The sequence below is a fragment of the Mesorhizobium sp. M0062 genome, from assembly GCF_040323125.1.
Taxonomy (GTDB): Bacteria; Pseudomonadota; Alphaproteobacteria; order Rhizobiales; family Rhizobiaceae; genus Mesorhizobium.
Window position 1 is genome coordinate 70,290 of the sequence record NZ_JAMYUO010000010.1, and the last position, 21,777, is coordinate 92,066.

The window sequence follows — 21,777 nt, forward strand, 5'->3', positions numbered from 1 at the left end:
ATGGAACTCGTGACCCACAAGAAATTCAAGAACGGCCGGTTGATGCCATGGGGCAAAGGCACGGTCGTCAGCGGTGCGAAAGGCACCGTCTATCTCTGCGGCAACACCGCGACATCGGCTGACTACGATCCGGCCGGCAAGAAGGGTGGCGGCTTCGCCGGCGATGCCGCGGCGCAGTGGCGGGAAGTTCTCGGCAACATCAAATCGGATCTGGAAGAACTTGGCAGCGGGCTCGACCATCTCATCAGGCTGACCTTTTTCGTCAAAGGGCCATTTCCCGACGGCGGCGTCCTCAGCTCGCCTAATTTTCGTCTCGACGTGCTGGACGCGTTTTTCGCCGAGCATTGTCCGAAGCATTGTAGCGACAACAATCCGCCGCCTTCGGAGGTAATCGGCGTCGCAGCGCTTGCCCAGGCAGACATCGTCATCGAGATCGTCGCCGTCGCGGCGCTGCCGGACTGAGGCGCGAACGAACAGGCCGGCCTTGCGCGAGGTCGCCGTTGCGATCGAAGCGCGCCGGCACGAGCTGCGCCGCCGCGCCGGTGCGGGCGTTGCACAAGGCCTCGGCTCTGGCCAGTGAGCGCCCGGCGACGAGCAGGATCAGGCGTGGCTCGCTCTCCAGCAATTGCACGATGCGGCCGCCGAAAATGCCATAGCCGCCAACGACCAGAAGCCTTATCGCGCCGCTCTTTTTGCGTATGTCGTTTTCCCAGAACGGAGGTCATTTTTGGGTGACATGCGATTAGCCGATCACGCGCGCACGTATCGCGGCGGACAGGATCTCGCAACTGTCCTTGCGGCCGAACATGGCGTAGCGGTTTTTGGCGATGCGTTCGTAGAGCCAGTCACGCAAGGGGCGCGGGATGAGCAGCAGGGCCTTCGCCGCCCGCCACGGCCAGCCGAGTTCGGCCATCACCGCGATGAAACTGTCCAGCCGGATGAAGGGAGCGCCGCCGACAAGGACCAGATTGGTCTCGTAGCTGTCGGTGCGCAGCCCGTATCTCTGGAACAGCGCCTCGCCGAAGGGCGACTGCGCCGTGGCGAAGCGGAAGCGGTTTTTGCGGTCGAGCCCGACCACCGTGCGCACGAAGCCCGAGCACAGCACGCAGACGCCGTCGAAAACGATCAATGGCTGGCTGGCATCGAAGGGTTCAGGAGAAGAAGTCACGGGACGTCCGGCAGCTTGTGTCTTCAGACACTAAGCCCGCCGGCAGCGGGATCAAAGTCGCGGCGTTGTCGCACGGCTTCTCGCGGCCAGCGCGGGGCGCTCGGCGCGATAGGTGGTTGCGCGGGGATCGGCCTCCGGTCTGCAGATCCGGCTGTCGTGACGCGTTTCGAATGTCATGATCAATGCGCGCCGAGCGAGCTGCCGCGACGGGCGCAGGCCGGACCCGGGCCGCGCATGTAGTAGCGCTCCGGCCGATAGGTCGGCGCGATGAACTCACGGATGGCGGCAGCATAGCCGGCGATGTGGCCCCAGAATTTCATTTTATTCAAGTCCCTGTCCCGATTTTCGGATGTCCCGTCCGATTGCGGGGATCATAGTGTCGAGGCGTGAATAGTCGGTGAACACGATGTTAATCTTTGGTCGAAAACCCCATGCTTCGTGGCCGGAATGCGGCTGTTTGGGGGTCTTTCGGTGTGGTTCGTCGCCATTTCCGGCATTGTGACTTTTGCATCACATATGTTTCGTCTGGATGTCGCTTGGGCGCGGTTCTGTTTCAGATTTGGCGAGCCTCTCGAAATTTCCATGCTCGCTGCCGAAATGCCCCTGGTTGCGCGCCCGGAACCGGAACGGGCCTTGCCCGTTCTCGCTTGAACCGCATCGCGCAGGAGTTCGCCATGGCACCTCGCCCCGCCTGGAAGGGCTATCTGAAACTGTCGCTGGTCACCTGCGCTGTCGAACTGACCAACGTCGTCACCCACGCCGAAAAAGTTTCGTTCCGGGTGCTCAACCGCAAGACCGGCAACACGGTCAAGCGCATCTATGTCGATTCTGAAACCGGCAAGCCGCTGGGCGATGGCGACGAGATCAGGGGCTATGAGGTGAGCCCCGGTGAGTTCGTCCATATCGAGGACGAAGAGATCGAAGCGGTGCAGATCGAGTCCTCGCACACGATGGCGCTGGATGGCTTCGTCGACAAAGCCTCGATAGAGCAGATCTATCTCGACACGCCCTATTATGTCACGCCCGCCGACAAGGTGTCGGAGGAGGCCTTTGCCGTCATCCGCGATGCCATGGCGGACAAGAAGATGGCCGGGCTGGCGCGCGTCGTGCTCTATAGCCGCGAGCGGCCCGTGGTGATCGAGCCGCGCGGCAAAGGCATGGTGCTGACCACCTTGCGGTACGGCAACACGGTGCGGGAGCCGGAGAGCATCTTCGGCGACATCAAGGCGGTGAAGACCGACCAGGAGATGACCGATATGGCCGAACGCATCATCGACAAGAAGAAGGGGAAGTTCGATCCGTCGACATTCGAGGACAAGTATGAGGACGCGCTGCTCGAACTGATCCGCGCCAAGAAGGCCGGCAAGAAGGCTCCGAAAGCGCAGGCCGCGCCCAAGCCGTCCAATGTCGTCAATCTGTTCGACGCGCTGAAGAAGAGCCTGTCCGATGGCGGCCAGGCGGAAGGCCCGGCGAAGAAGGCCAAGCCGGCGGCAAAAAGCGGCAAGGCGAAAGCTTCTGCGCCCAAGCGCAAGTCGGCTTGAGGGTCGGCGCCGTGGCCAGCCTCGAACAATATCAGTCCAAGCGCGATTTCAAGAAGACGGCCGAGCCGGCGGGCAAGGTCGCGCGCGGCAAGCAGCCCGGCGGCATCTTCGTCGTCCAGAAGCACGACGCGACCAGGCTGCACTATGATTTCCGCCTCGAGCATGAGGGCGTGTTGTGGAGCTGGGCGGTGACGCGAGGCCCGAGCCTCGACCCGCACGAAAAGCGGCTGGCCGTGCATGTCGAGGACCACCCGATCGACTATGCCGGCTTCGAGGGCACCATTCCCAAGGGCGAATATGGCGGCGGCACCGTCATCGTCTGGGACGAAGGCACATGGACGCCAGAGATCGACCCGGCCAAGGCGATGAAGAAGGGCCATATCGACTTCGAACTCAACGGCCAGAAGCTGAATGGGCGGTGGCATCTGGTCAGATTAAGGCCCCGCCCGGGCGAAAAGCGCGACAACTGGCTGCTGATCAAATCCGACGATGCCGCCGCCCGCCCCGGCGAGGATATCCTGAAGGACGCACCGAAATCGGTGAAGTCCGGCCTGACCATCGAAGAGGTCGCGGAAGGCAAGACCGCCGACGGCAAGAAGCCGAAGGTCTGGCACTCCAACAAGCCCGCGGCATCCAGCAAGGCGAAAGCCGGCAAGCGCCTCGACTTCGTCGAGCCGCAACTGGCGACGCTGGAGCGCGAGGCGCCGCCCGGCGAGGACTGGCTGCATGAGGTCAAGTTCGACGGTTACCGCATGCAGGCGCAGATCGCCGGCACGGAGGTGCGGCTGCTGACCCGCACCGGCCTCGACTGGACGGAGAAATTCGGCCTCGAGATCGTCGCGGAACTCGCCCAGCTGAAATGCAGCGACGCCATCATCGATGGCGAAATCGTCGTGCTCGCCGACAGCGGCGTTTCGTCTTTCTCGCTGCTGCAGCAGGATCTCTCCGCCAATCGAACCGACCGCTTCACCTACTATGTGTTCGACCTGATGCGGCTTGACGGCAAGGATTTGCGCCGCGAGCCGCTGGTCGAGCGCAAGCAGGCGCTGCAGGAGCTGCTCGGCGAGACGGCCGAAAATGCCGCTGTTCGCTTCAGCGACCATTTCGCGGAACCGGGCAAGATCATGCTGCAGCACGCCTGCCGCATGGGCCTTGAAGGCATCGTCTCCAAGCGCGCCGATGCGCCCTACCGCAGCGGCCGTGGCCCAAGCTGGGTGAAGTCCAAATGCACGGCCCGCCAGGAATTCGTCATCGGCGGGTATCTGCCCTCGGACAAGACCGGCCGCGGCCTGCGCTCGCTGCTGGTCGGCTACCACGAGGGCGGCAAGCTCCACTATGCCGGCCGCGTCGGCACGGGCTTCACAGCCAGGAGCGCCACCGATCTGAAGAAAAAACTCGATGCGCTGAAGGCAGTCGCCTCGCCCTTTGCCGCCGCCGTGCCGAAGGGCAAGGGCCTGGTCTGGGTCAGGCCCGAACTTGTCGGCGAAGTGGAGTTCCGCAGCTGGACGTCGGACCGTATAATACGCCACGCGTCGTTCCAGGGACTGCGCGAGGACAAGCCGGCGGAGGAAGTCGTGCAGGAAAAGCCATCGAAGGCGGCGAACAAGGCAAAGCCGGCGGCAAGCAGCGCCGGCAAGGCCGCCGGGGCTAAGGCGCCCGCGACGATCACGACCAGCGTAAAACTATCCCATCCCGACAAGCTGCTGTGGCCCGAGGAAAAAATATCCAAACAGGCTTTGCTCGAACACTACGCGCTGGTCTGGCCGCGCATGGAGCAGTTCATCGTCAACCGGCCGCTCAGCCTGGTCAGGGCGCCGGATGGCATCGGCGGCCCGCGCTTCTTCCAGAAACATGCTTCGGCCGGCATGAGCGACAAGATTGCCCGGATGAAGGACCCGACCGATGGCGAGGAAATCCTGTTCATCCGCGATTTCGACGGCCTTGCCGCTCTGGTCCAGTATGGCGTGGTCGAGGTCCACATCTGGGGCTGCAAGATCGAGGAGCTGGAAAAGCCGGATCAGATCATCTTCGATCTCGATCCCGATGAAGGCGTCGACGTCAAGGCGGTGCGCGAGGCCGCACTCGACATCAGAGGCAAGCTCGACGATCTGTCGCTGCCGAACTTCGTCAAGCCGTCAGGCGGCAAGGGCTATCACGTGCTGGTGCCGCTGAAACCCTCGGCGGATTGGGAGGAAGTCAAAACCTTCTCCCATGATTTCGCCAAGGCGCTGGAGCAGGCCGCGCCCGACCGCTACACGGCGACGCTGTCGAAAAAGGCGCGCACCGGAAAAATCTTCGTCGACTATCTGCGCAACGGCAGGGGCTCGACCACGGTCGCGCCCTACTCTTCCCGCGCCAAGAAGGGCGCGACGGTGTCGATCCCGGTGACCTGGGCGGAGGTTGAAAAAGGGTTGGCGCCGAATTCCTTCCCGATCGGGGGCAAGACGACGCTGAAGGAACTAGCGCAGGCCGATCCGTGGGCGGATTTCTTCAAGCAGGGGAAGGTGTTGAAGCGGGGGTGAGCGTCGCGCGCCTCACCTGCTACGCAAGCGTTCCGTCACACCCCCCTCTGTCCGGCAGGACAGAGGGGAGTGCTGTACCGCCAGCGTCGCCCAATTAGTGCCTGCAAACTAACCCAAAAACACCCGCTCGAACGCCTGCTTCCCCGGCGGTGAAAACACCACCGCGCGGCTGTCCTTCTCCCGCCTTGCCCATTTCTCCGACAGGATCTTGTCCAGAATAGCCGCGCCGAGCGTTCCCGCGAGGTGCGAGCGGCGCACGCTCCAGTCGAGACAGGCTCGGCAGACCGGCCGGCGCGGCTTGGCGCCGACATCGATGCCGATGGCGGAAAAATGCGATGCTGCCGACGGCCCGAGCCTGATCTCCCCCGGCCGGATCTGCCCCGGCCGGATCTCCCCGAGCCTGATCTCATTGTCGTCGCGCAACAGGATGCCGCGCGCGACGAGGCGGTCGAGCATCGCCACCGCATGTTCGCCGGCGAGGTGGTCGTAGCAGACACGGGCGACGCGCATGGCGCCGTCGCGCGGGCCGGGCCGCACCCGCTTGGGGCCGACCGCTTCGGCCACCCCGGTGATCGCCTCGATCATGCCGGCCACCTGCGGCCCTGCGAGGCCGTAATAGCGATGCCGGCCCTGGCTGGCCAAAGTTAAAAGCCCGCCCTCCATCAGTTTCGACAGATGCGAGGACGCCGTCGGCAGCGACACGCCGGCCTCCAGCGCCAGTTCGCTAGCCGTCAAAGCCGTGCCGCCCATCAGCGCGTTCAGCATGTTTGCCCGCGCCGGATCGCCGACCAGGCTGGCGATGCGGGCAATGTCGGGTCCTTCACGCATAGTTAGGTCTCCATCGAAGCATTCTCGTCAGATAAGCATTATTGTCGGGCGGGATCAAGGAGAACGCCGATGCCAACCGCTTCCGCCCCACTCGCCAGCCGCCGGCGGTTTCCATTCGTCACCTGGCTGCAACGGCGGCTGCTCGCCCGCTGGTACGACCGCCATGTGCAGCGGCTCGACCTCGCGGCGGTCGACGACCATCTGCTGCGCGATCTCGGCCTGACCCGTGAGGATGTGCGCCGCGAATGCGCGAAATCCTTCTGGCAGGCCTGACCGCCAGCGCTTTCGCTTAGCAGACCCTGCGGCACAACGTTTCGACGCCGCTCGAACTATCCACGCGAACCCAAGGAGATCACGATGACCATCACCTGCTTCATCCGCTATGAGATCGACCCGTTCGGCAAGCCGGCCTTCGAGCAATATGCCAAGGCCTGGGGCCAGGCGATCCCGCGCTGCGGCGCCGATCTGATCGGCTACTACGCCCCGCATGAGGGCTCGGCCACCACCGCCTACGCCGCCTACAACATTGACAGCCTCGCTGCCTATGAGGCCTACCGCGCCCGTCTCGCAGCCGATCCCGCCGGCAAGGCCAATTACGAATTCGCCCGCCGGGAAAAGTTCATCTTGAAAGAAGGTCGCATCTTCCTGAAGCTGGTGTCGGGGCCGCATGGACCGCGGCAGCTGTTCCAGACCGCCGTCAAGGAGGAGATATGATCGCTGTCATCTTCGAGGTGCAACCGGCTGAGGGAAAGCGCGATGCCTATCTCGGTATCGCTGCCGAGTTGCGGCCGCTGCTCGACGGCATAGACGGTTTCATCTCGATCGAGCGGTTTCAGAGCTTGGTCGACCCGAACCGCGTGCTGTCGCTGTCCTTCTGGCGCGACGAGGAAGCGGTGAAAGCCTGGCGCAACACGGAAGAGCACCGGCAGGCGCAAAAGGCCGGCCGTGGCGGAATCTTTGCCGGCTACCGGCTGCGCATTGCGCATGTGCTGCGGGACTATGGGCTGACGGAGAGGGATGAAGCGCCGGCCGACAGCCGGGCGGTGAATGGGTGACTAGGTATCGGCGTCGCGCCAGGCCCCCTCATCCGGCCGCTTCGCGGCCACCTTCTCGCCGCTGGGGAGAAGAGACTGGCGCAGGCGTCGAAAATCTCCTCTCCCCTCGGGGAGAGGTCAGCCGAGCGAAGCGGAGGCTGGGTGAGGGGGCGCTTGGCGCTCAAGCATTCCCGATCAGCACCCCGGCCGCAAACACCAGCGCCCCGCCGAGCACCACCTGAAACGCCGCGCGCAGGAACGGGGTTTGCATGTAGCGGTTCTGCACGAAGGCGATCGCCCACAATTCGAAGAACACCACCACGGCCGCCACCGCCGTCGCCGTCCAGAAATGCGGGATGATGTAAGGCAGCGCGTGGCCCAGTCCACCTAGCGTCGTCATGATGCCGACCGTCAGTCCGCGCTTGATCGGCGAGCCACGCCCTGACAATTTGCCATCGTCGGAAGCGACTTCGGTAAAGCCCATCGAGATGCCGGCGCCGATCGAGGCGGCGAGGCCGACCAGCAGCGTCTGCCAGGTGTCGTGCGTGGCAAACGCCGCGGCAAAGATCGGCGCCAGCGTCGACACCGAGCCATCCATCAGCCCGGCCAGTCCCGGCTGCACATAGGTCAGGATGAATTGGCGCTGCTCGGCGCTGGCTTCCTCGTCCTTCACCTCGCCCGGCACAAGTTTCTGTTCCAGCCGATGCGCCGAATTTTCGTGGCTTTGCTCGGCCGCGGCCAGGTCGCCGAGCAGTTTCCGCGTCGAAGCATCGCCGGTGCGCTTGGCCGCCTCGACATAGAACCGGTAGGCCTGCCGCTCCATCTCTTCGGCTTGGCGCCGCACATGCTCGATGCCGAGCGGCCGCACCAGCCAGTCGGGCTTGCGCTCGTAATAGCCTTTCACATGCTCGCGGCGCAGCAGCGGAATGCGCTCGCCGAAACGCTTGCGGTAGAGCTCGATCAGGGAATCACGATGCCCGTCCTCCTCCTCCGCCATCGCCTCGAACACTTTCGCCGATTGCGGAAAACTGTCCGCCAGCCCGTCGGCATAGGCGCGGTAGATGCGCCCGTCATCCTCTTCGGAGGAAATTGCCAGCGCCAGGATCTCCTGTTCCGACAGCGTTTCGAAAGGACGGCGGCCGAAACCGAAGACACGGGAAAGCATGAGAAATTCACCCCAGTTTAGAACAATTCTAAACTAGGCGCTGCAATCTCTGCGGTCAATCACCAGTCAAGAAATGTTGAAGCGCCGGATTGCAACGCGCCCTTCATTATCGGCAAATGTTCACCTATATTGTCGCGACACGCAAGCGAAAGGCATGAGCAAGATGACGGCAAAGCCGCACGACCACTTCGATCCGAAACCCGTCCTCGATCTGATCGCCAGCATCGAGGCCGATTTGCAACGGCTGAAAGGCCTGGTCGAACAGCAGGTCGAAAAATTCGATCCCGCCAATCCGCACAACAAGGCGCCCGACGGCAAGCTGACCGAGGAGGGCGTCGAATGCTGCTACCGCCTGTTCGACGAAGGCAAGTCGCGCTATTCGGTCGCCCAGCAGATGAAGATCTCGTTTGCCGCCGCAACGCACCGGTTCAATTCCTGGCGCAAGGCGGGCGGGCCGAAGCGGCAGAGGGCGTTACTGGGATAATTGGCGAATGCCGCGGGGAAACCCGATCTCCCCCCTCGTGGGGGAGATGGCCGGCAGGCCAGAGGGGGGCGCTGTCCCGCCGACCTTTCCCTGCCTAAAGCCCAGCACCGTTCAGGATGCGCCGCCAAGCCCAGCCGCAATCACAATATGCTGGCAGACATTGTCGATGTCGCGGATGACGTCGTCATTCCAGAACCGCAGGACGGTCCAGCCATCTTGTTCGAGGTGCGATGTCCGCGTTTCATCACCGGCAGCCGCGCCGGCGTCCGCATGCGGGGAGCCATCGACTTCGATGACCAGCTTCTTCTCCGGGCAAGCGAAATCGACGATGTAGGCGGCAATCGGAAATTGTCGCCGGAAGCCAAGCCCCATCAGCCGGTGGGCACGAAGTTCGTTCCAGAGCTTGAGTTCGGCTGGCGTCAGGACTTTGCGCATCGATCTGGCGTTTGCGCGACGTCGAGGCGGCAGAGGCGTGTGCGGCATTACGATGCTCGGTGGTTGCCGAGGCTTGCGCTCTATGGCGCCCCCCTCTGTCCTGCCGGACATCTCCCCCACTTGGAACCCACTTGGGGGGAGATTGGCTGTACTTCCTAAGGCGTCAGTTCAATTTCCTCCGTCTCGCCGCCATTGCAGGTGTAGCAGCAATCCTCGCATCTTTCCTTGTTGTTGGGGCCGACGCCCCAATAGGTGCCCTCGTCGCCGTCGACCCAGGCGCCGTAGCAGATGGACTCGCCTTCGTCGCACGAGACCGGGATCTGCTTGGTCTCGCCATCGTCGAGATAGAAATCCTTGTCGTTGCCCGGCCAGACATAGTCGCGGTCCTGGCTGTAGAGCTCGAGGCGCATGGCGTTGGGATGGCTGTTCTTGACGGCGAAGGTGATGTCGGCGGCGTACGCTGCCGGCGCAAACAGCGCGGCAAGCGACAGCGCGACGACGCGGCGCAGACAAGTGAAAGACATGGTGTTCCCCCGAGGCAAATCGGCCCCCCGGCCGAGGGAATCAGCATCGCATGATGGCGGCTGACATTGAAGGGGAGCGGCTGACTGATTTTGGGGTGATTGGCCAAGGGGGCGGAACTGCTGATCTCCCCCCTCGTGGGGGAGATGCCTGGCAAGGCAGAGGGGGGCGCTGTCCCGCCGACCTCTCATTCCTGCAGCCGCGTCATTTCAATTTTAGGCTTGCTGATCCATACGCTGGCGATCCTTCGCGCCCCCCTCTGTCCTGCCGGACATCTCCCCCACGAGGGGGGAGATCAGCAGCTTCGGCGCCCCGCCCCTCACTCCACCAGATCGATCGTCTCGGTCGTCTTCTCCACACAGATGAAACAGCACGTATCGCAAGGCTGGTCATTATCCGGCCCGACCCCGGCGGAGATCGCATCATTGCCGTTGACCCAGGCGCCGTAGCAGATGTTTTCTCCCGGATTGCACGAGATCGGCACCGATTTCTGCGAGCTCGGCTCGATCAGAAACACCTGACCACCACCCGGCCACGACATCTTGCGATCACGGCTGAACAACTCCACCGCCACCGCCTGTTTGCGCAAATTCTTGACGAAGAACGCCATATCGGCGGCATGGGTTGGGGTGGCGAGGAGCAGGGCGGTAAGGGTGAGGCGGAGCATGATGGGCGGTCCCGAATCGGAGATGCGAGGGTCGCACGCCGCGAGGGCCGGGCATTCAGCACGGGCTAGGAATCCCCCCCTCCCCCTTTTTGCCCCCGTAATTGCTAACGGAATTGGGGGGAAATCCGACCTCTCCCCGAGGGGAGAGGAGCTCGCTCGGCGCTGGTGCTCGCCTCTTCTCCCCAGCGGGGAGAAGGTGGCCGCGAAGCGGCCGGATGAGGGGGCGGCCTCGTGATACCCTACGCCCCCTACTGCCCCACTTCACATGCGGCGCCAGCCGTCGGATCGCGTCAATCACCTCGGCGACTTCAGCAACGTCTAGATCCAGCCAACAAAAGTCAGCACCAGGAACGGACAGCCGGCGGCGGGCAGCGGCGCCGAGGTCGGCAGCAACGGCGCGCCCACAGCACCATGGCCACCGTCACGACAAACAGGATGGCGCGCCGGTGAGCCGCATCCACAGGGCAACGGTGCTCGACGCGCTGATCAGGACAAGCGCTGCCGCCCACAGCGAGATGCCGCCGACATAGGAGGGCACGCTGGCCTCCAGCCCCGCCGCATTGCCGGCGAGCAGCATGCTTTCGCCGGCAAGGAAGGTGAGGAACCCGGCAGCTATGCAGTCATTGCCCAGCCGCTGTCTGATGTGGTGCGCATGTGATGTTTCCCAAAGGCGCCTGGCAACGGGGGGTTCCAAGCGGCCATGATCCGGTGTCGGCGTGGCTACCCGCACGGTTGCGATGCGGTTGGCTCGATCCTGCAGATTCAGGAGGAGGCAGAGATACACATATTCGCGTGCGAAGCACTTGGTTGGCAATAGCTTGACATCGCGCACTTCAGGACGCGTATAGTTCCCTCAATATTATTGGCGGGAGGATCAATTGGCAGAAAAGGCGAGCCCGGTAGAAGAAACAACAAAATCGGATCAAACGCCGGGTGAAAAGAAAGGGACTAGGCGCGAAATCCCAGGGAATCTTCCATACACCCCTACTCACGGTAGGCTAAGCGAGGCGCTAAAAGCCCTGATCGAGGCGGAGCGACCGCAGCAGTTCAACGAAAGTTTCTTGGACAGTGTACTGAAGATTCGAGGTGGTAGTGCTAGGGCAATCCCTCCAATCCTGAAGAGAATGGGGTTGTTGAGTTCTGACAACTCTCCAACTGACCTATACTCCAAGTTTAAGTCAGAATCAACGCGCTCGGAGGCAGCGCTCGCAGCACTTAAAAACGGATTTTCAGAAATTTTCAGAAGAAACGAGTATGCGCACAGGCTGCCGGACGATCGGATCAAAGAGCTGATTATAGAGATAACGGGCCTACACAAGAGCGACCAGATCGTCAGTGCGATTTTCGGCACGTTCGGCGCCTTTAACGAATTCGCAAAAAGCGCCAAGGAAGCAAAGGCTCAAGATCCGGCAATTAATCAGTCGAGCAAAACGGATGGCGCCACTAAAGGCGACGTCAGAAGACAGAGCGACAACCACGAATTTAATCTCGTTACCACCATAAACGTCGTCCTTCCTGAGACAACGGACGTACAAGTATACAACGCGATTTTCCGGTCAATTAGAGAGAATTTGCTAAATTGAAAATAGAGCTTCAACATTTCTTACTAATGGGAGCTTCGCTACGATCGGCTGTAGACAATGCGCTTGCGGAGCAAGGCGTTAGGGGGCACGTAACCGCCATTGAGAAGTTTTCAGATGCTCTTATTAAGGGCTATATTTCGGTAGCGTCTTCCGAGAATCGACAACAGGCAGACCGCATGGCGTCATACTATAAATTGTTTTATTTGTTGGAAAACGAGATAAGAAGTTTCATTGTTGATCTGATAGAATCTAGTGATGAAACAGATTGGTGGCTAAGCAAGGTTCCTGAGAATGTTAGGCTGAACGCCGCGAAGAATTTGGAGCGAGAGCGCCGAGAGGGAATAATTCCGAGATCGGACCGAATGATCGATTACACTACGTTTGGCGAGCTTGGCGAAATTATAAAAGCGAACTGGGACGTATTCGGAGGGGTATTCTCTAGGCACGACAAAGTTGGTGTTGAAAAAGTGCTACAGCAACTCAACATGCTTCGAGGTCCAATCGCGCATTGCGGTGTTTTAGGTGAGGATGACGTTGTGAAGCTTAAGCTCGTTGTCCGCAATTGGTACCGCTTGATGGAATAGTGCTTCGCACGGGGCGTCCGACTAGGTCACCGCACTGCCGCACCCCCCCGGGGTGGGACCCGCTGCCTTCGGCAGCTCCTACGCGGACTTGCGCTCGCACCGACCCACCGGGTCGACACGTGCGGCCAGAAGGCCGGACCGGTTAGTCTCCCATCTTCAGCGCCTGAATAAACGCCTCCTGCGGGATATCCACCTTGCCGAACTGGCGCATCCGCTTCTTGCCCTCTTTCTGCTTGTCCAGCAGCTTGCGTTTGCGCGAGACGTCGCCGCCATAGCACTTCGCGGTGACGTCCTTGCGCAGCGCCGAGATGGTTTCGCGGGCGATGACCTTGCCGCCGATGGCGGCCTGGATCGGGATCTTGAAGAGGTGGTTCGGGATCAGCTCCTTCAGCTTCTCGCACATCTGGCGGCCGCGCTTTTCCGCCGCGGTGCGGTGGACCAGCATGGACAGGGCGTCGACCGGCTCCTCATTGACCAGGATCGACATCTTCACCAGGTCGCCTTCCTTGTAGTCGGTCAGATGATAGTCGAAGGAGGCGTAGCCCTTGGAGATCGATTTTAGGCGATCATAGAAGTCAAAAACCACTTCGTTGAGCGGCAGGTCGTAGATCAGCATGGCGCGCTTGCCGACATAGGACAGGTCGGCCTGGATGCCGCGCCGGTCCTGGCAGAGCTTCAGGATGCCGCCGAGATAGTCGTCGGGGGTGAGGATGGTGGCGCGGATCCACGGCTCCTCGATGGCTGAGATTTTCACCACGTCGGGCATGTCGGCGGGGTTGTGCAGTTCCTTGACCGAGCCGTCATTGAGCAGCAGCCGGTAGACGACGCTCGGCGCCGTGGCAATGAGGTCGAGGTTGAACTCGCGCTCCAGCCGCTCCTGGATGATTTCCAGGTGCAGCAGACCGAGGAAGCCGCAGCGATAGCCGAAGCCGAGCGCGGCACTGGTCTCCATTTCATAGGAGAAGCTGGCGTCGTTGAGGCGCAATTTGCCGACGGCGGCGCGCAGATCCTCGAAATCGGCGGCGTCGACCGGGAACAGGCCGCAAAACACCACCGGCTGCGCCGGCTTGAAGCCGGGCAGGGCGTGCGCGGTCTGGCGCTTGTCCTCGGTGATGGTGTCGCCGACGCGGGTGTCGGCCACTTCCTTGATCGAGCCGGTGAAGAAGCCGAACTCGCCGGGGCCGAGCTCGTCGACATTGATGCGGGCGGGCGTGAACACGCCGGTGCGCTCGACCAGGTGTTTTGCGCCGGTGCCCATCATGCGGATGGTCGCGCCCTTTTTCAGCACGCCGTCGATGATGCGCACCAGGACGATGACGCCGAGATAGGCGTCGTACCAGCTGTCCACCAGCATGGCTTTCAGGGGTGCCGACGCGTCGCCTTCGCGCGGCGGCGGCAATTGGTGGACGATTGCCTCCAGCACATCGGGAATGCCGAGGCCGGTCTTGGCCGAGATCAGCACGGCGTTGGAGGCGTCGATGCCGATGACTTCCTCGACCTGCTCGCGGATGCGCTCGGGCTCGGCGGCCGGCAGGTCTACCTTGTTCAGCACCACGACGATCTCGTGGTTGTTGTCGATGGCCTGGTAGACATTGGCCAGCGTCTGCGCCTCGACGCCCTGCGAGGCGTCGACGACCAGCAGCGAACCCTCGCAGGCGGCGAGCGAGCGCGACACTTCATAGGCGAAGTCGACATGGCCGGGCGTGTCGATCAGGTTGAGGATATAGTCCTCGCCATTGTTGGCGCGGTATTTCAGCCGCACCGTCTGCGCCTTGATGGTGATGCCGCGCTCGCGCTCGATGTCCATCGAGTCCAGCACCTGCTCCTTCATGTCGCGCAGCTCCAGCCCGCCGGTGGACTGGATCAGCCGGTCGGCAAGCGTGGATTTGCCATGGTCGATATGGGCGACGATGGAGAAATTGCGGATGTGGTCGAGAGGCGTGCTCATGGCGCGCGCTTTAGCAGGGGCGGGTTGCAGGGGCAAGCGGGGTGGCGGTGCCCTTGCCTTCTCCCCTTGTGGGAGAAGGTGGATCGGCGCGCAGCGCCGAGACGGATGAGGGGTGTTCCAGCTTGACGCCGGCGTTCTTTCACCGCCATGGCTGCAAACTGACATCCCTTACATAAGCGATTATCGTGGTGCAGACGCTGTCCATGTCTTTCAGGACATCGTCGTTCCAAAAGCGCAACACACGAAAGCCTCTCGCCTCCAGTTCCGTTCTACGGGCATGGTCTGACTCTGAGTCCGCATGCTGACTCCCATCGATCTCGATGATGAGGAGTGATTCAAGACAAGCGAAATCGGCGACGTATTTTCCAACAGGAACTTGGCGCCGAAATTTGATCCGATCAAGCCTGCGGTCACGTAGTTCGTGCCACAGTTTGTCTTCCGCCTCCGTCATTTCACGTCGGAGCGAACGGGCAAAGTTTCGTTTGGCAGGAGCGACGGGCTGATGTGGCATGACGTTAGATTAACCAACGTCTCACTCCGCTGGAACACCCCTCATCCGTCTCGGCGCTTCGCGCCGATCCACCTTCTCCCACAAGGGGAGAAGGCAACGACGCGTCGGCCCCCAATCACGAAGCGGTGAACCATGTAACGAAGCCTCTGGCAGCGGCGAAGTGTGGGAAGAACTCGCCGCAACGGAGACCCACGATGACTGGACTTAACCCAAAACGCAGCGCGATGCTGGCTGCCGCAGGCGCGGCGCTGATGATGCTTGGCGGCACCGCCTTTGCCCAGCCGCTCACCGTGGTCGAATTGTTCACCAGCCAGGGCTGTTCGTCCTGTCCGCCGGCCAATGCCAATCTGATCAAGGTCAAGGACCAGCCGGGCGTTCTGGCGCTGTCGTTCAACGTCACCTACTGGGACTATCTCGGCTGGAAGGACATTTTCGGCCGCGAGGAATTTACCCAGCGCCAGGTGCGCTATGAGCCGTCGCTCGGCCGCTCCGGCCCGTTCACGCCGCAGGTCGTGGTCAATGGCGGTGCCGATGCGGTGGGCGCGGCGCCCGGCGAGATCGAGCAGCTGATTTCCGCGAGCGGTCACACGAAGGGGCCGATGCTGTCGCTCGACGGTGGCAAGATCAGCATCGGCGCCGGTTCCGCGCCGGCCGGCCGCGCCGATGTCTGGCTGGTCCGCTACAACAAGGGCGTCATCGAAGTGCCGGTGGCGCGCGGCGAGAACACCGGCCGCACGCTGCCGCATGCCAATGTCGTGCACTCGCTGGAGAAGCTCGGCAGCTGGAGCGGCGACGCCACCACACTGCCGCTGCCGGCGGCAAGCGGCGGGCTGAGCACCGCGGTGCTGGTGCAGTCGCCGGGTGGTGGGCCGATCCTGGCTGCAGCCGCCGACTGATTCTTTTTCTACGCAACGCCGCTAGCGCGGCATAACCGGGCTCGCATCCGCGCGCCCTCTTCAAGGAGGAAATACCATCATGACCAAGACCCTGACCGCGCTCGCCCTTGCGCTTTCGATGACCGGCTTCGCCGCCGGCGCCCGTGCCGACGAAGCGACCAACGCCATGAAGCCGGCGATGGCCACCGATGCGATGAAGCCCGTGACCGATGCCATGGCGCCGGCGACCGGTGCCATGAAGCCCGCCGACCCAATGGCGACGAATGCAATGAAACCCGCCACCGACGCCATGAAGCCGGTTGATGCGATGAAGCCCGCAACGGATGCGATGAAGCCGGCGGACGCCATGGCGCCCGCGCAATAAGGCTTGGTCCCATGGCCCGGCCGCACAATGGCCGGGCCGGCGCACGGCAATTTGAGAAACCAGGCGGGACGTTCTGTCGTATAGTCTTCGCCACCATCAAGGAGATCAGACATGACCGGCATTGCAAGGACGAGAACGCCGATCTTCAAGAGCGCGCTTGCCGCGCTCATCGTCGCCGCCGCGGCGGCTGCCTTCTGGCAGAGCCCGGCGCGTTCGGCCGAGGACGCGGTGGTGATCCCGCCGCCGGCAGTGGACGAGAAGGCCGCCAGCGGCAGCGAGAAGGCTATCTTCGCCGGCGGCTGCTTCTGGGGCGTGCAGGGCGTGTTCCAGCACGTCAAGGGCGTGACCAAGGCCGTCTCCGGCTACACCGGCGGCGCCAAGGATGACGCCGTCTACGAAACGGTGGGCAGCGGCCGCACCGGCCACGCCGAATCGGTCGAGATCACCTACGATCCGTCCAAGGTGACCTACGGCCAGCTGCTGCAGGTCTATTTCTCGGTCGCCCACAACCCGACGCAGTTGAACTTCCAGGGCCCCGACTCGGGCACCCAGTACCGCTCGACCATCTTTGCCGAGAACGATGCGCAGCAGAAGATCGCCCAGAGCTACATCGCCCAGCTCGACCAGGCGAAGGTGTTTGCCAAGCCCATCGTCACCACGCTGGAGACGGGCAAAACCTTCTATCCGGCCGAGGAATATCACCAGGACTTTTTGACGCTGAACCCGACCTACCCCTACATCGTCTACAACGACCTGCCCAAGGTGGCGAATTTGAAGTCGCTGTTCCCGGGGTTGTACAGCGAGAAACCGGTGCTGGTGCTGGCGGGGAAGAGCTGAGGGGCGATAGGACTTGGCCGGACGCAGAGAGCGGCGACGCCCTACCTGAGACGCCAGCGGGACAGCACCCCCCTCTGCCCTTCCGGGCATCTCCCCCTCATGCGGGGAGATTGGCAGCGTCGCTGACGGTGCTCATCTTGCAAGGTTGGCGAAGGCCGCAGTGAGGAGCTGATCTCCCCCCTTGAGGGGGAGATGGCCGGCAGGCCAGAGGGGGGTGCCTCGCGCAAACCGCGATTAGAGAGCCCTTCAATCATACGTCAGATCCGTCGCCTTGCCCCCAAACACCCGATACGCATAGAACGAATAGAAGATGATCACCGGCAGCACGACCACCGTGCCGGCGAGGATGATGGCCAGGCTTTCCGTCGCCGACGCCGCCTGCCAGATGGTCAGCCTCTCGGGCACCACGAAGGGGTAGAACGACCAGGCAAGCCCGGCAAAGCCGAGCGCGAAGATGGCGGCGAGCGTCAGGAACGGCCGCAGCGCATGGCGGTCGTCGGGCTTGGGCAGGTGGAAGGTCTGCCGCCACAGCCACAGGAACAGCAGCGCCGACAGGATCGGCAGCGGCGACAGAAAGAGCATTTCGGGCCAGACGAACCATTTGGCGAAGATGCGCGGGCTGGCGAATGGGGTCGCCAGCGACACCGCCGCCATGCCGAGCGCGGTCAGCACCAGGGCTGTCCGCAGCCAGGCCACCGCCTTCCTCTGCAATTCGCCCTCGGTCTTGTAGATGACCCAGGCAGCGCCCATCGCTGCATAGGCCGCCGACAGGCAGAGCGCCACCAGCGCCCCGAAAGCGATGCCGCCAAAGCCGACATCGAGGCCAAGCACATAGACGCCGAGCATATAGCCTTGCGCCAGCGAGGCGATGACGGAACCGAGGAAGAAAATGCGGTTCCAGCGATGCTTCTTGCCGGCGGGCACCTTGGCGCGGAAATCGAAGGCGACGCCGCGCAGGATGAGGCCGACCAAAAGCACGAAGACCGGAATGTAGAGCGCGGTGAGGATGACGCCATGCGCCAGCGGGAAGGCGACCAGGAGCAGGCCGACGGCCAGCACCAGCCAGGTCTCGTTGGCATCCCAGAACGGGCCTATTGCCGCGATCATGGTGTCCTGCTCGGCATCTTCGGCGACCGAGAACAGGATGCCGATGCCGAGATCGAAACCGTCGAGAATGACGTAGATCAGGATGGCGAGGCCCATCAGGCCGGCGAAGATCAGGGGCAGCGCGGTTGGCCAGTCGAAGCTCATCGGTCTGTCATCCCTCTCATCAACGGTTCTGCCCTTCGCTATGGCTCCGGGCGTTCGTCATTCGGAAAGCCAAATCGTTGGCTTTTCGTCCGCTACGCGGACCATTCCTCACTCCGCTGCGGCCGGTTGCGACATCGCCGTCTTCATGACGCCCGGCAGCGGCGAGGTATCGCCGTCCTTGGCGGCCTTCAGCGCCAGGTGCACCAGCACGCCAAGATAGGCGATCAGCAGCAGCACATAGAGGATGAGATAGATGGCGAGCGTCAGCGCGACATGGCTGCCGGCGACCGGGCCGATAGCGTCGGCGGTTTTCAGCACGCCGGTGACCAGCCAGGGCTGGCGGCCGATTTCGGTGGTGTACCAGCCGGCCAGCGTCGCCAGCCAGCCCGACAGCGCCATCGGCACCATCAGCATGGCCAGCGGCCTCGGCAGGCTGTGGCGGCGCTTGAGGAAGAAGGTCGCCGACCACGAGACGATGAGCATCAAAATGCCGGTGCCGACCATGATGCGGAAGCCCCAGAACACCGGGAAGACCGGCGGATGCAGGCCGGGATAGTCGTTGAGCCCCGGCACGATGCCGCTGGTGGAGTGACGCAGCACCAGGCTGGCGCCGTCGGGAATGGCGATCTCGAATTTGTTTTCCTTCGCCGCCTCGTCGGGCAGCGCAAACAGCACCAGCGGCACGTTGGGGCCGGTGTTCCAGTTGGCCTCCATGGCCGCGATCTTCTGCGGCTGGTGCTCCAGCGTATTCAGCCCGTGCTGGTCGCCGGCGAAGATCTGGATCGGGATCAGGATGGCGGCGGTGAAGACGCCGGTGCGCAGCGCCTTCCACATCGATTCCGACCGGTCGCCGGTGAGGTAGCGCAGCGCCGACAGGCCGGCGATCAGGAACGACACCGTCAGGCCGGAGGCAAGCAGCATATGCGTCAGACGGTAGGGCATGGACGGGTTGAAGACGATCGCCCACCAGTCGACGGGATGCGCCTTGCCATCGATCATCTCGAAGCCGGCCGGCGTCTGCATCCAGGAGTTCAGCGCAATGATCCAGAAGGCCGACAGCGTGGTGCCGCCGGCGACCAATACCGTCGCCAGCGTGTGGACGCGGTTGGAGACGCGGCGGAACCCGAACAGCATGATGCCCAGGAAGGCCGCTTCGAGGAAGAAGGCGGTGAGGATCTCGTAGGCAAGCAGCGGCCCGGCGATGTTGCCGACCTTTTCCATATAGCCCGGCCAGTTGGTGCCGAACTGGAAGCTCATGGTGACGCCGGAGACCACGCCCATGGCGAAGGACAGTGCGAACACTTTCACCCAGGTGAAATAGGCGCGCATCCAGGCGGAATCATTGGTGGTGTTGTAGCGGAGCTTGAAGAACAGCAGCACCCAGCCAAGCGCAATCGTGATGGTCGGAAACAGGATGTGGAACGAGATATTCGCCCCGAACTGCATTCGCGACAGGATGAGCGGGTCCATGCGGGCTCCGGCTGCTGTTTGTTGGCGCAGAATAGGCGGCGGATGCGGTCCGGTCAAAGCGGCTTGGCGTCACGCGGGGCGCGTTGTCGCAGCAGATGGGATCAATCCGTCAGTGCCCCGATACCCCCATGACGAAACGGCAAGAGGGGAACGTTTGTCCACAATTGTCAGCAGCGGCATTGACTTCCCGCCGTGCGCACCGACATTCAGCGCAATAATAATCCCCGCCTCTTTCAAACAGTCGTTTTCGGCCTCATGTCTTCCACTAATTTGCCTTCCATCATTTCGATTTCCGGGGTCACCAAGACCTACGCCACCGGCTTCAAGGCGCTGAAGGAAATCAACCTCGACATCGAACGCGGCGAGATTTTCGCGCTGCTGGGGCCGAACGGCGCCGGCAAGACGACGCTCATCTCGATCGTCTGCGGCATCGTCAACCGTTCGTCGGGAACGGTGACCGTCGACGGCCATGATATCAACCGAGACTACCGCGCGGCGCGCAGCCTGATCGGGCTGGTGCCGCAGGAGCTGACCATCGATGCGTTCGAGAGCGTCTGGGCAACCGTCACCTACAGCCGCGGCCTGTTTGGCAAGGCGCCCAATCCGGGCTTCGTCGAAAAGGTGCTGCGCGACCTGTCGTTGTGGGACAAGAAGGACGCCAAGGCGATCACGCTGTCGGGCGGCATGAAGCGGCGGCTGATGATTGCAAAGGCGCTGTCGCATGAGCCGCGCATCCTGTTCCTCGACGAACCGACGGCCGGCGTCGACGTCGAACTGCGCCAGGACATGTGGGCGATGGTGCGACGGTTGCGCGACGATGGCGTCACCATCATCCTCACCACGCACTATATCGAAGAGGCCGAGGCGATGGCCGACCGTGTCGGCGTCATCAACCGCGGCGAGATCATCCTGGTCGAGGGCAAGGCCGAACTGATGCGCAAGCTCGGCCGCAAGCGCCTGATCGTGGAATTGCGCAACCCGCTCCCCGCCATTCCCGATGCATTCTCGCACTACGCGTTGGAGCTGTCGGGCGATGGCACACAGCTGACCTACACCTATGACAATCAGAGCGAACGCCCCGGCGTCGCATCGCTGCTGCGCGAACTCGAGACGGCCGGCATCCAGTTCCGCGACATGGATACGCAAAACAGCTCGCTCGAGGAGATCTTCGTCAATCTGTTGAGGCAAGAGCCATGAATTGGCGAGCAGTATGGGCGATCTACCGGGTCGAGATGGCGCGTGCGTTCCGCACCGTGCTGCAGAGCATCGTCTCGCCGGTGATCTCGACATCGCTTTATTTCGTCGTCTTCGGCTCGGCCATCGGCTCGCGCATCACCGAGATCGACGGCATCAGCTACGGCGCCTTCATCGTGCCCGGCCTGATCATGCTGTCGCTGTTGACGCAGTCGATCTCCAACGCTTCCTTTGCCATCTATTTCCCGAAATTCGTCGGCTCCATCTACGAGCTCTTGTCGGCGCCGGTGTCGTATCTGGAGATCGTCATCGCCTATGTCGGCGGCGCCGCGACCAAGTCGATCATCCTCGGCTTGATCATCCTGGCGACGGCCTCGCTGTTCGTGCCGCTCACCATCCAGCATCCGTTCTGGATGCTGGCCTTCCTTGTCTTGACGGCGGTGACCTTCAGCCTGTTCGGCTTCATCATCGGCATATGGGCGAAAAGCTTCGAGCAATTGCAGCTGGTGCCGCTGTTGATCATCACGCCGCTGACCTTCCTCGGCGGCAGCTTCTATTCGATCAACATGCTGCCCGAGACCTGGCGCACGGTGACGCTGTTCAACCCGGTCGTCTACCTGATCAGCGGTTTCCGCTGGAGCTTTTACGGCAAGTCCGATGTCTCGGTCGCCGTCAGCCTGGGCATGACGATGGTGTTCCTCGCCATCTGCATCGCCATCGTCGCCTGGATCTTCCGCACCGGCTACCGGCTGCGCAACTGACCCTGCCGCTCT

At 62.6% G+C, this 21,777-nt stretch carries 26 protein-coding genes; 14 read left to right on the top strand and 12 right to left on the bottom strand.

The window, feature by feature from the left end; translation table 11 throughout:
* Complete coding sequence (locus NKJ64_RS14395; RefSeq protein WP_023687546.1) at positions 1-462, top strand: RidA family protein; 462 nt, start codon at positions 1-3, stop codon at positions 460-462.
* Positions 463-742: 280 nt separating this feature from the next.
* Here NKJ64_RS14395 and NKJ64_RS14400 read toward each other — a convergent pair whose 3' ends face one another.
* Positions 743-1,168 carry a thiol-disulfide oxidoreductase DCC family protein gene (locus tag NKJ64_RS14400; protein WP_031198306.1) on the bottom strand — a complete coding sequence of 142 codons (426 nt, stop codon included), beginning with the start codon at positions 1,166-1,168 and terminating at the stop codon, positions 743-745.
* Positions 1,169-1,347: 179 nt separating this feature from the next.
* Entirely contained in the window at positions 1,348-1,497 is a 150-nt protein-coding gene (locus NKJ64_RS14405; protein WP_352462853.1) for a hypothetical protein, read from the bottom strand.
* A 345-nt stretch (positions 1,498-1,842) separates the two neighbouring features.
* Between NKJ64_RS14405 and ku the strand changes: the two genes are divergently transcribed.
* Together ku and ligD are read left to right on the top strand one after the other, a co-directional pair.
* Positions 1,843-2,709 (top strand): non-homologous end joining protein Ku, encoded by an 867-nt coding sequence (gene ku / locus NKJ64_RS14410; RefSeq protein WP_023681243.1) that lies wholly within the window; start codon positions 1,843-1,845, stop codon positions 2,707-2,709.
* Between the two features lie 11 nt (positions 2,710-2,720).
* Positions 2,721-5,231 carry a DNA ligase D gene (gene ligD, locus NKJ64_RS14415; RefSeq protein WP_352462819.1) on the top strand — a complete coding sequence of 837 codons (2,511 nt, stop codon included), beginning with the start codon at positions 2,721-2,723 and terminating at the stop codon, positions 5,229-5,231.
* Positions 5,232-5,339: 108 nt separating this feature from the next.
* Here the strand turns inward: ligD and NKJ64_RS14420 are convergent, their stop codons facing one another.
* A complete protein-coding gene (locus NKJ64_RS14420; RefSeq protein ID WP_023752377.1) occupies positions 5,340-6,059 on the bottom strand; it encodes an ArsR/SmtB family transcription factor in 720 nt (239 codons plus the stop codon).
* A gap of 69 nt (positions 6,060-6,128) precedes the next feature.
* Here NKJ64_RS14420 and NKJ64_RS14425 point away from each other — a divergent pair, with 69 nt between their 5' ends.
* The 3 genes from NKJ64_RS14425 to NKJ64_RS14435 all read left to right on the top strand — a co-directional run bounded on the left by NKJ64_RS14425 (position 6,129) and on the right by NKJ64_RS14435 (position 7,114).
* Complete coding sequence (locus NKJ64_RS14425) at positions 6,129-6,332, top strand: DUF1127 domain-containing protein (protein WP_023752376.1); 204 nt, start codon at positions 6,129-6,131, stop codon at positions 6,330-6,332.
* Between the two features lie 84 nt (positions 6,333-6,416).
* Entirely contained in the window at positions 6,417-6,773 is a 357-nt protein-coding gene (locus NKJ64_RS14430; RefSeq protein ID WP_023805840.1) for an NIPSNAP family protein, read from the top strand.
* On the top strand, positions 6,770-7,114 hold the full coding sequence (locus NKJ64_RS14435) for an antibiotic biosynthesis monooxygenase family protein (RefSeq protein ID WP_023673249.1): 345 nt from the start codon (positions 6,770-6,772) through the stop codon (positions 7,112-7,114). The genes NKJ64_RS14430 and NKJ64_RS14435 overlap by 4 nt, the downstream gene beginning before the upstream one ends.
* A gap of 160 nt (positions 7,115-7,274) precedes the next feature.
* On the opposite strand, the gene mbfA is transcribed toward NKJ64_RS14435, so the two are convergent.
* Complete coding sequence (gene mbfA / locus NKJ64_RS14440) at positions 7,275-8,258, bottom strand: iron exporter MbfA (RefSeq protein ID WP_023681248.1); 984 nt, start codon at positions 8,256-8,258, stop codon at positions 7,275-7,277.
* A gap of 163 nt (positions 8,259-8,421) precedes the next feature.
* Between mbfA and NKJ64_RS14445 the strand changes: the two genes are divergently transcribed.
* Positions 8,422-8,742 (top strand): hypothetical protein, encoded by a 321-nt coding sequence (locus NKJ64_RS14445; RefSeq protein ID WP_023681249.1) that lies wholly within the window; start codon positions 8,422-8,424, stop codon positions 8,740-8,742.
* A 111-nt stretch (positions 8,743-8,853) separates the two neighbouring features.
* Here the strand turns inward: NKJ64_RS14445 and NKJ64_RS14450 are convergent, their stop codons facing one another.
* The 4 genes from NKJ64_RS14450 to NKJ64_RS14465 form a co-directional block, all read right to left on the bottom strand.
* Positions 8,854-9,225: an endonuclease domain-containing protein gene (locus tag NKJ64_RS14450; RefSeq protein ID WP_023805838.1), complete on the bottom strand. Its 372-nt coding sequence runs from the start codon at positions 9,223-9,225 to the stop codon at positions 8,854-8,856.
* Positions 9,226-9,332: 107 nt separating this feature from the next.
* Positions 9,333-9,701 (bottom strand): hypothetical protein, encoded by a 369-nt coding sequence (locus tag NKJ64_RS14455; protein WP_023830244.1) that lies wholly within the window; start codon positions 9,699-9,701, stop codon positions 9,333-9,335.
* Positions 9,702-10,018: 317 nt separating this feature from the next.
* Positions 10,019-10,366, bottom strand: a complete 348-nt coding sequence (locus NKJ64_RS14460; protein ID WP_023828861.1) for a hypothetical protein — start codon at positions 10,364-10,366, stop codon at positions 10,019-10,021.
* Between the two features lie 421 nt (positions 10,367-10,787).
* On the bottom strand, positions 10,788-11,198 hold the full coding sequence (locus NKJ64_RS14465) for a hypothetical protein (RefSeq protein ID WP_245270239.1): 411 nt from the start codon (positions 11,196-11,198) through the stop codon (positions 10,788-10,790).
* A gap of 46 nt (positions 11,199-11,244) precedes the next feature.
* Between NKJ64_RS14465 and NKJ64_RS14470 the strand changes: the two genes are divergently transcribed.
* Positions 11,245-11,949 carry a DUF5343 domain-containing protein gene (locus tag NKJ64_RS14470; protein WP_155921606.1) on the top strand — a complete coding sequence of 235 codons (705 nt, stop codon included), beginning with the start codon at positions 11,245-11,247 and terminating at the stop codon, positions 11,947-11,949.
* Positions 11,946-12,533, top strand: coding sequence for a Swt1 family HEPN domain-containing protein (locus NKJ64_RS14475; RefSeq protein ID WP_031198315.1), 588 nt, complete (start codon positions 11,946-11,948; stop codon positions 12,531-12,533). Before NKJ64_RS14470 ends, NKJ64_RS14475 begins: the two co-directional genes overlap by 4 nt.
* 142 nt (positions 12,534-12,675) lie before the next feature.
* On the opposite strand, the gene lepA is transcribed toward NKJ64_RS14475, so the two are convergent.
* Positions 12,676-14,481 (bottom strand): translation elongation factor 4, encoded by a 1,806-nt coding sequence (gene lepA / locus NKJ64_RS14480; RefSeq protein ID WP_023673259.1) that lies wholly within the window; start codon positions 14,479-14,481, stop codon positions 12,676-12,678.
* Positions 14,482-14,620: 139 nt separating this feature from the next.
* Positions 14,621-14,992, bottom strand: coding sequence for an endonuclease domain-containing protein (locus NKJ64_RS14485; RefSeq protein WP_023703870.1), 372 nt, complete (start codon positions 14,990-14,992; stop codon positions 14,621-14,623).
* Between the two features lie 194 nt (positions 14,993-15,186).
* Here NKJ64_RS14485 and NKJ64_RS14490 point away from each other — a divergent pair, with 194 nt between their 5' ends.
* From NKJ64_RS14490 to msrA, 3 genes are all read left to right on the top strand, one after another.
* The gene (locus NKJ64_RS14490) at positions 15,187-15,888 is read left to right on the top strand and encodes a DUF1223 domain-containing protein (RefSeq protein ID WP_502902868.1); all 702 of its coding nucleotides are present in this window, start codon (positions 15,187-15,189) and stop codon (positions 15,886-15,888) included.
* 79 nt (positions 15,889-15,967) lie between these two features.
* Positions 15,968-16,252, top strand: a complete 285-nt coding sequence (locus tag NKJ64_RS14495) for a hypothetical protein (protein WP_023681258.1) — start codon at positions 15,968-15,970, stop codon at positions 16,250-16,252.
* 111 nt (positions 16,253-16,363) lie between these two features.
* Complete coding sequence (gene msrA, locus NKJ64_RS14500; RefSeq protein WP_023681259.1) at positions 16,364-17,089, top strand: peptide-methionine (S)-S-oxide reductase MsrA; 726 nt, start codon at positions 16,364-16,366, stop codon at positions 17,087-17,089.
* 246 nt (positions 17,090-17,335) lie between these two features.
* Here the strand turns inward: msrA and NKJ64_RS14505 are convergent, their stop codons facing one another.
* Together NKJ64_RS14505 and NKJ64_RS14510 are read right to left on the bottom strand one after the other, a co-directional pair.
* Positions 17,336-18,340, bottom strand: a complete 1,005-nt coding sequence (locus tag NKJ64_RS14505) for a cytochrome d ubiquinol oxidase subunit II (RefSeq protein WP_023687526.1) — start codon at positions 18,338-18,340, stop codon at positions 17,336-17,338.
* A gap of 108 nt (positions 18,341-18,448) precedes the next feature.
* Positions 18,449-19,810, bottom strand: coding sequence for a cytochrome ubiquinol oxidase subunit I (locus tag NKJ64_RS14510; protein WP_023687525.1), 1,362 nt, complete (start codon positions 19,808-19,810; stop codon positions 18,449-18,451).
* A gap of 270 nt (positions 19,811-20,080) precedes the next feature.
* Between NKJ64_RS14510 and NKJ64_RS14515 the strand changes: the two genes are divergently transcribed.
* Complete coding sequence (locus NKJ64_RS14515) at positions 20,081-21,007, top strand: ABC transporter ATP-binding protein (protein WP_023687524.1); 927 nt, start codon at positions 20,081-20,083, stop codon at positions 21,005-21,007.
* Positions 21,004-21,765: an ABC transporter permease gene (locus NKJ64_RS14520; protein WP_023681263.1), complete on the top strand. Its 762-nt coding sequence runs from the start codon at positions 21,004-21,006 to the stop codon at positions 21,763-21,765. The genes NKJ64_RS14515 and NKJ64_RS14520 overlap by 4 nt, the downstream gene beginning before the upstream one ends.
* Positions 21,766-21,777: the final 12 nt, after the last annotated feature.

Coding starts and splice junctions, on each gene's coding strand:
- NKJ64_RS14395 (WP_023687546.1), top strand. CDS start 1: ATGGAACTCGTGACCCACAAGAAATTCAAGAACGGCCGGTTGATGCCA.
- ku (WP_023681243.1), top strand. CDS start 1,843: ATGGCACCTCGCCCCGCCTGGAAGGGCTATCTGAAACTGTCGCTGGTC.
- NKJ64_RS14420 (WP_023752377.1), bottom strand. CDS start 6,059: ATGCGTGAAGGACCCGACATTGCCCGCATCGCCAGCCTGGTCGGCGAT.
- NKJ64_RS14425 (WP_023752376.1), top strand. CDS start 6,129: ATGCCAACCGCTTCCGCCCCACTCGCCAGCCGCCGGCGGTTTCCATTC.
- NKJ64_RS14430 (WP_023805840.1), top strand. CDS start 6,417: ATGACCATCACCTGCTTCATCCGCTATGAGATCGACCCGTTCGGCAAG.
- NKJ64_RS14435 (WP_023673249.1), top strand. CDS start 6,770: ATGATCGCTGTCATCTTCGAGGTGCAACCGGCTGAGGGAAAGCGCGAT.
- mbfA (WP_023681248.1), bottom strand. CDS start 8,258: ATGCTTTCCCGTGTCTTCGGTTTCGGCCGCCGTCCTTTCGAAACGCTG.
- NKJ64_RS14445 (WP_023681249.1), top strand. CDS start 8,422: ATGACGGCAAAGCCGCACGACCACTTCGATCCGAAACCCGTCCTCGAT.
- NKJ64_RS14450 (WP_023805838.1), bottom strand. CDS start 9,225: ATGCCGCACACGCCTCTGCCGCCTCGACGTCGCGCAAACGCCAGATCG.
- NKJ64_RS14455 (WP_023830244.1), bottom strand. CDS start 9,701: ATGTCTTTCACTTGTCTGCGCCGCGTCGTCGCGCTGTCGCTTGCCGCG.
- NKJ64_RS14460 (WP_023828861.1), bottom strand. CDS start 10,366: ATGCTCCGCCTCACCCTTACCGCCCTGCTCCTCGCCACCCCAACCCAT.
- lepA (WP_023673259.1), bottom strand. CDS start 14,481: ATGAGCACGCCTCTCGACCACATCCGCAATTTCTCCATCGTCGCCCAT.
- NKJ64_RS14485 (WP_023703870.1), bottom strand. CDS start 14,992: ATGCCACATCAGCCCGTCGCTCCTGCCAAACGAAACTTTGCCCGTTCG.
- NKJ64_RS14490 (WP_502902868.1), top strand. CDS start 15,187: ATGACTGGACTTAACCCAAAACGCAGCGCGATGCTGGCTGCCGCAGGC.
- NKJ64_RS14495 (WP_023681258.1), top strand. CDS start 15,968: ATGACCAAGACCCTGACCGCGCTCGCCCTTGCGCTTTCGATGACCGGC.
- msrA (WP_023681259.1), top strand. CDS start 16,364: ATGACCGGCATTGCAAGGACGAGAACGCCGATCTTCAAGAGCGCGCTT.
- NKJ64_RS14505 (WP_023687526.1), bottom strand. CDS start 18,340: ATGAGCTTCGACTGGCCAACCGCGCTGCCCCTGATCTTCGCCGGCCTG.
- NKJ64_RS14510 (WP_023687525.1), bottom strand. CDS start 19,810: ATGGACCCGCTCATCCTGTCGCGAATGCAGTTCGGGGCGAATATCTCG.
- NKJ64_RS14520 (WP_023681263.1), top strand. CDS start 21,004: ATGAATTGGCGAGCAGTATGGGCGATCTACCGGGTCGAGATGGCGCGT.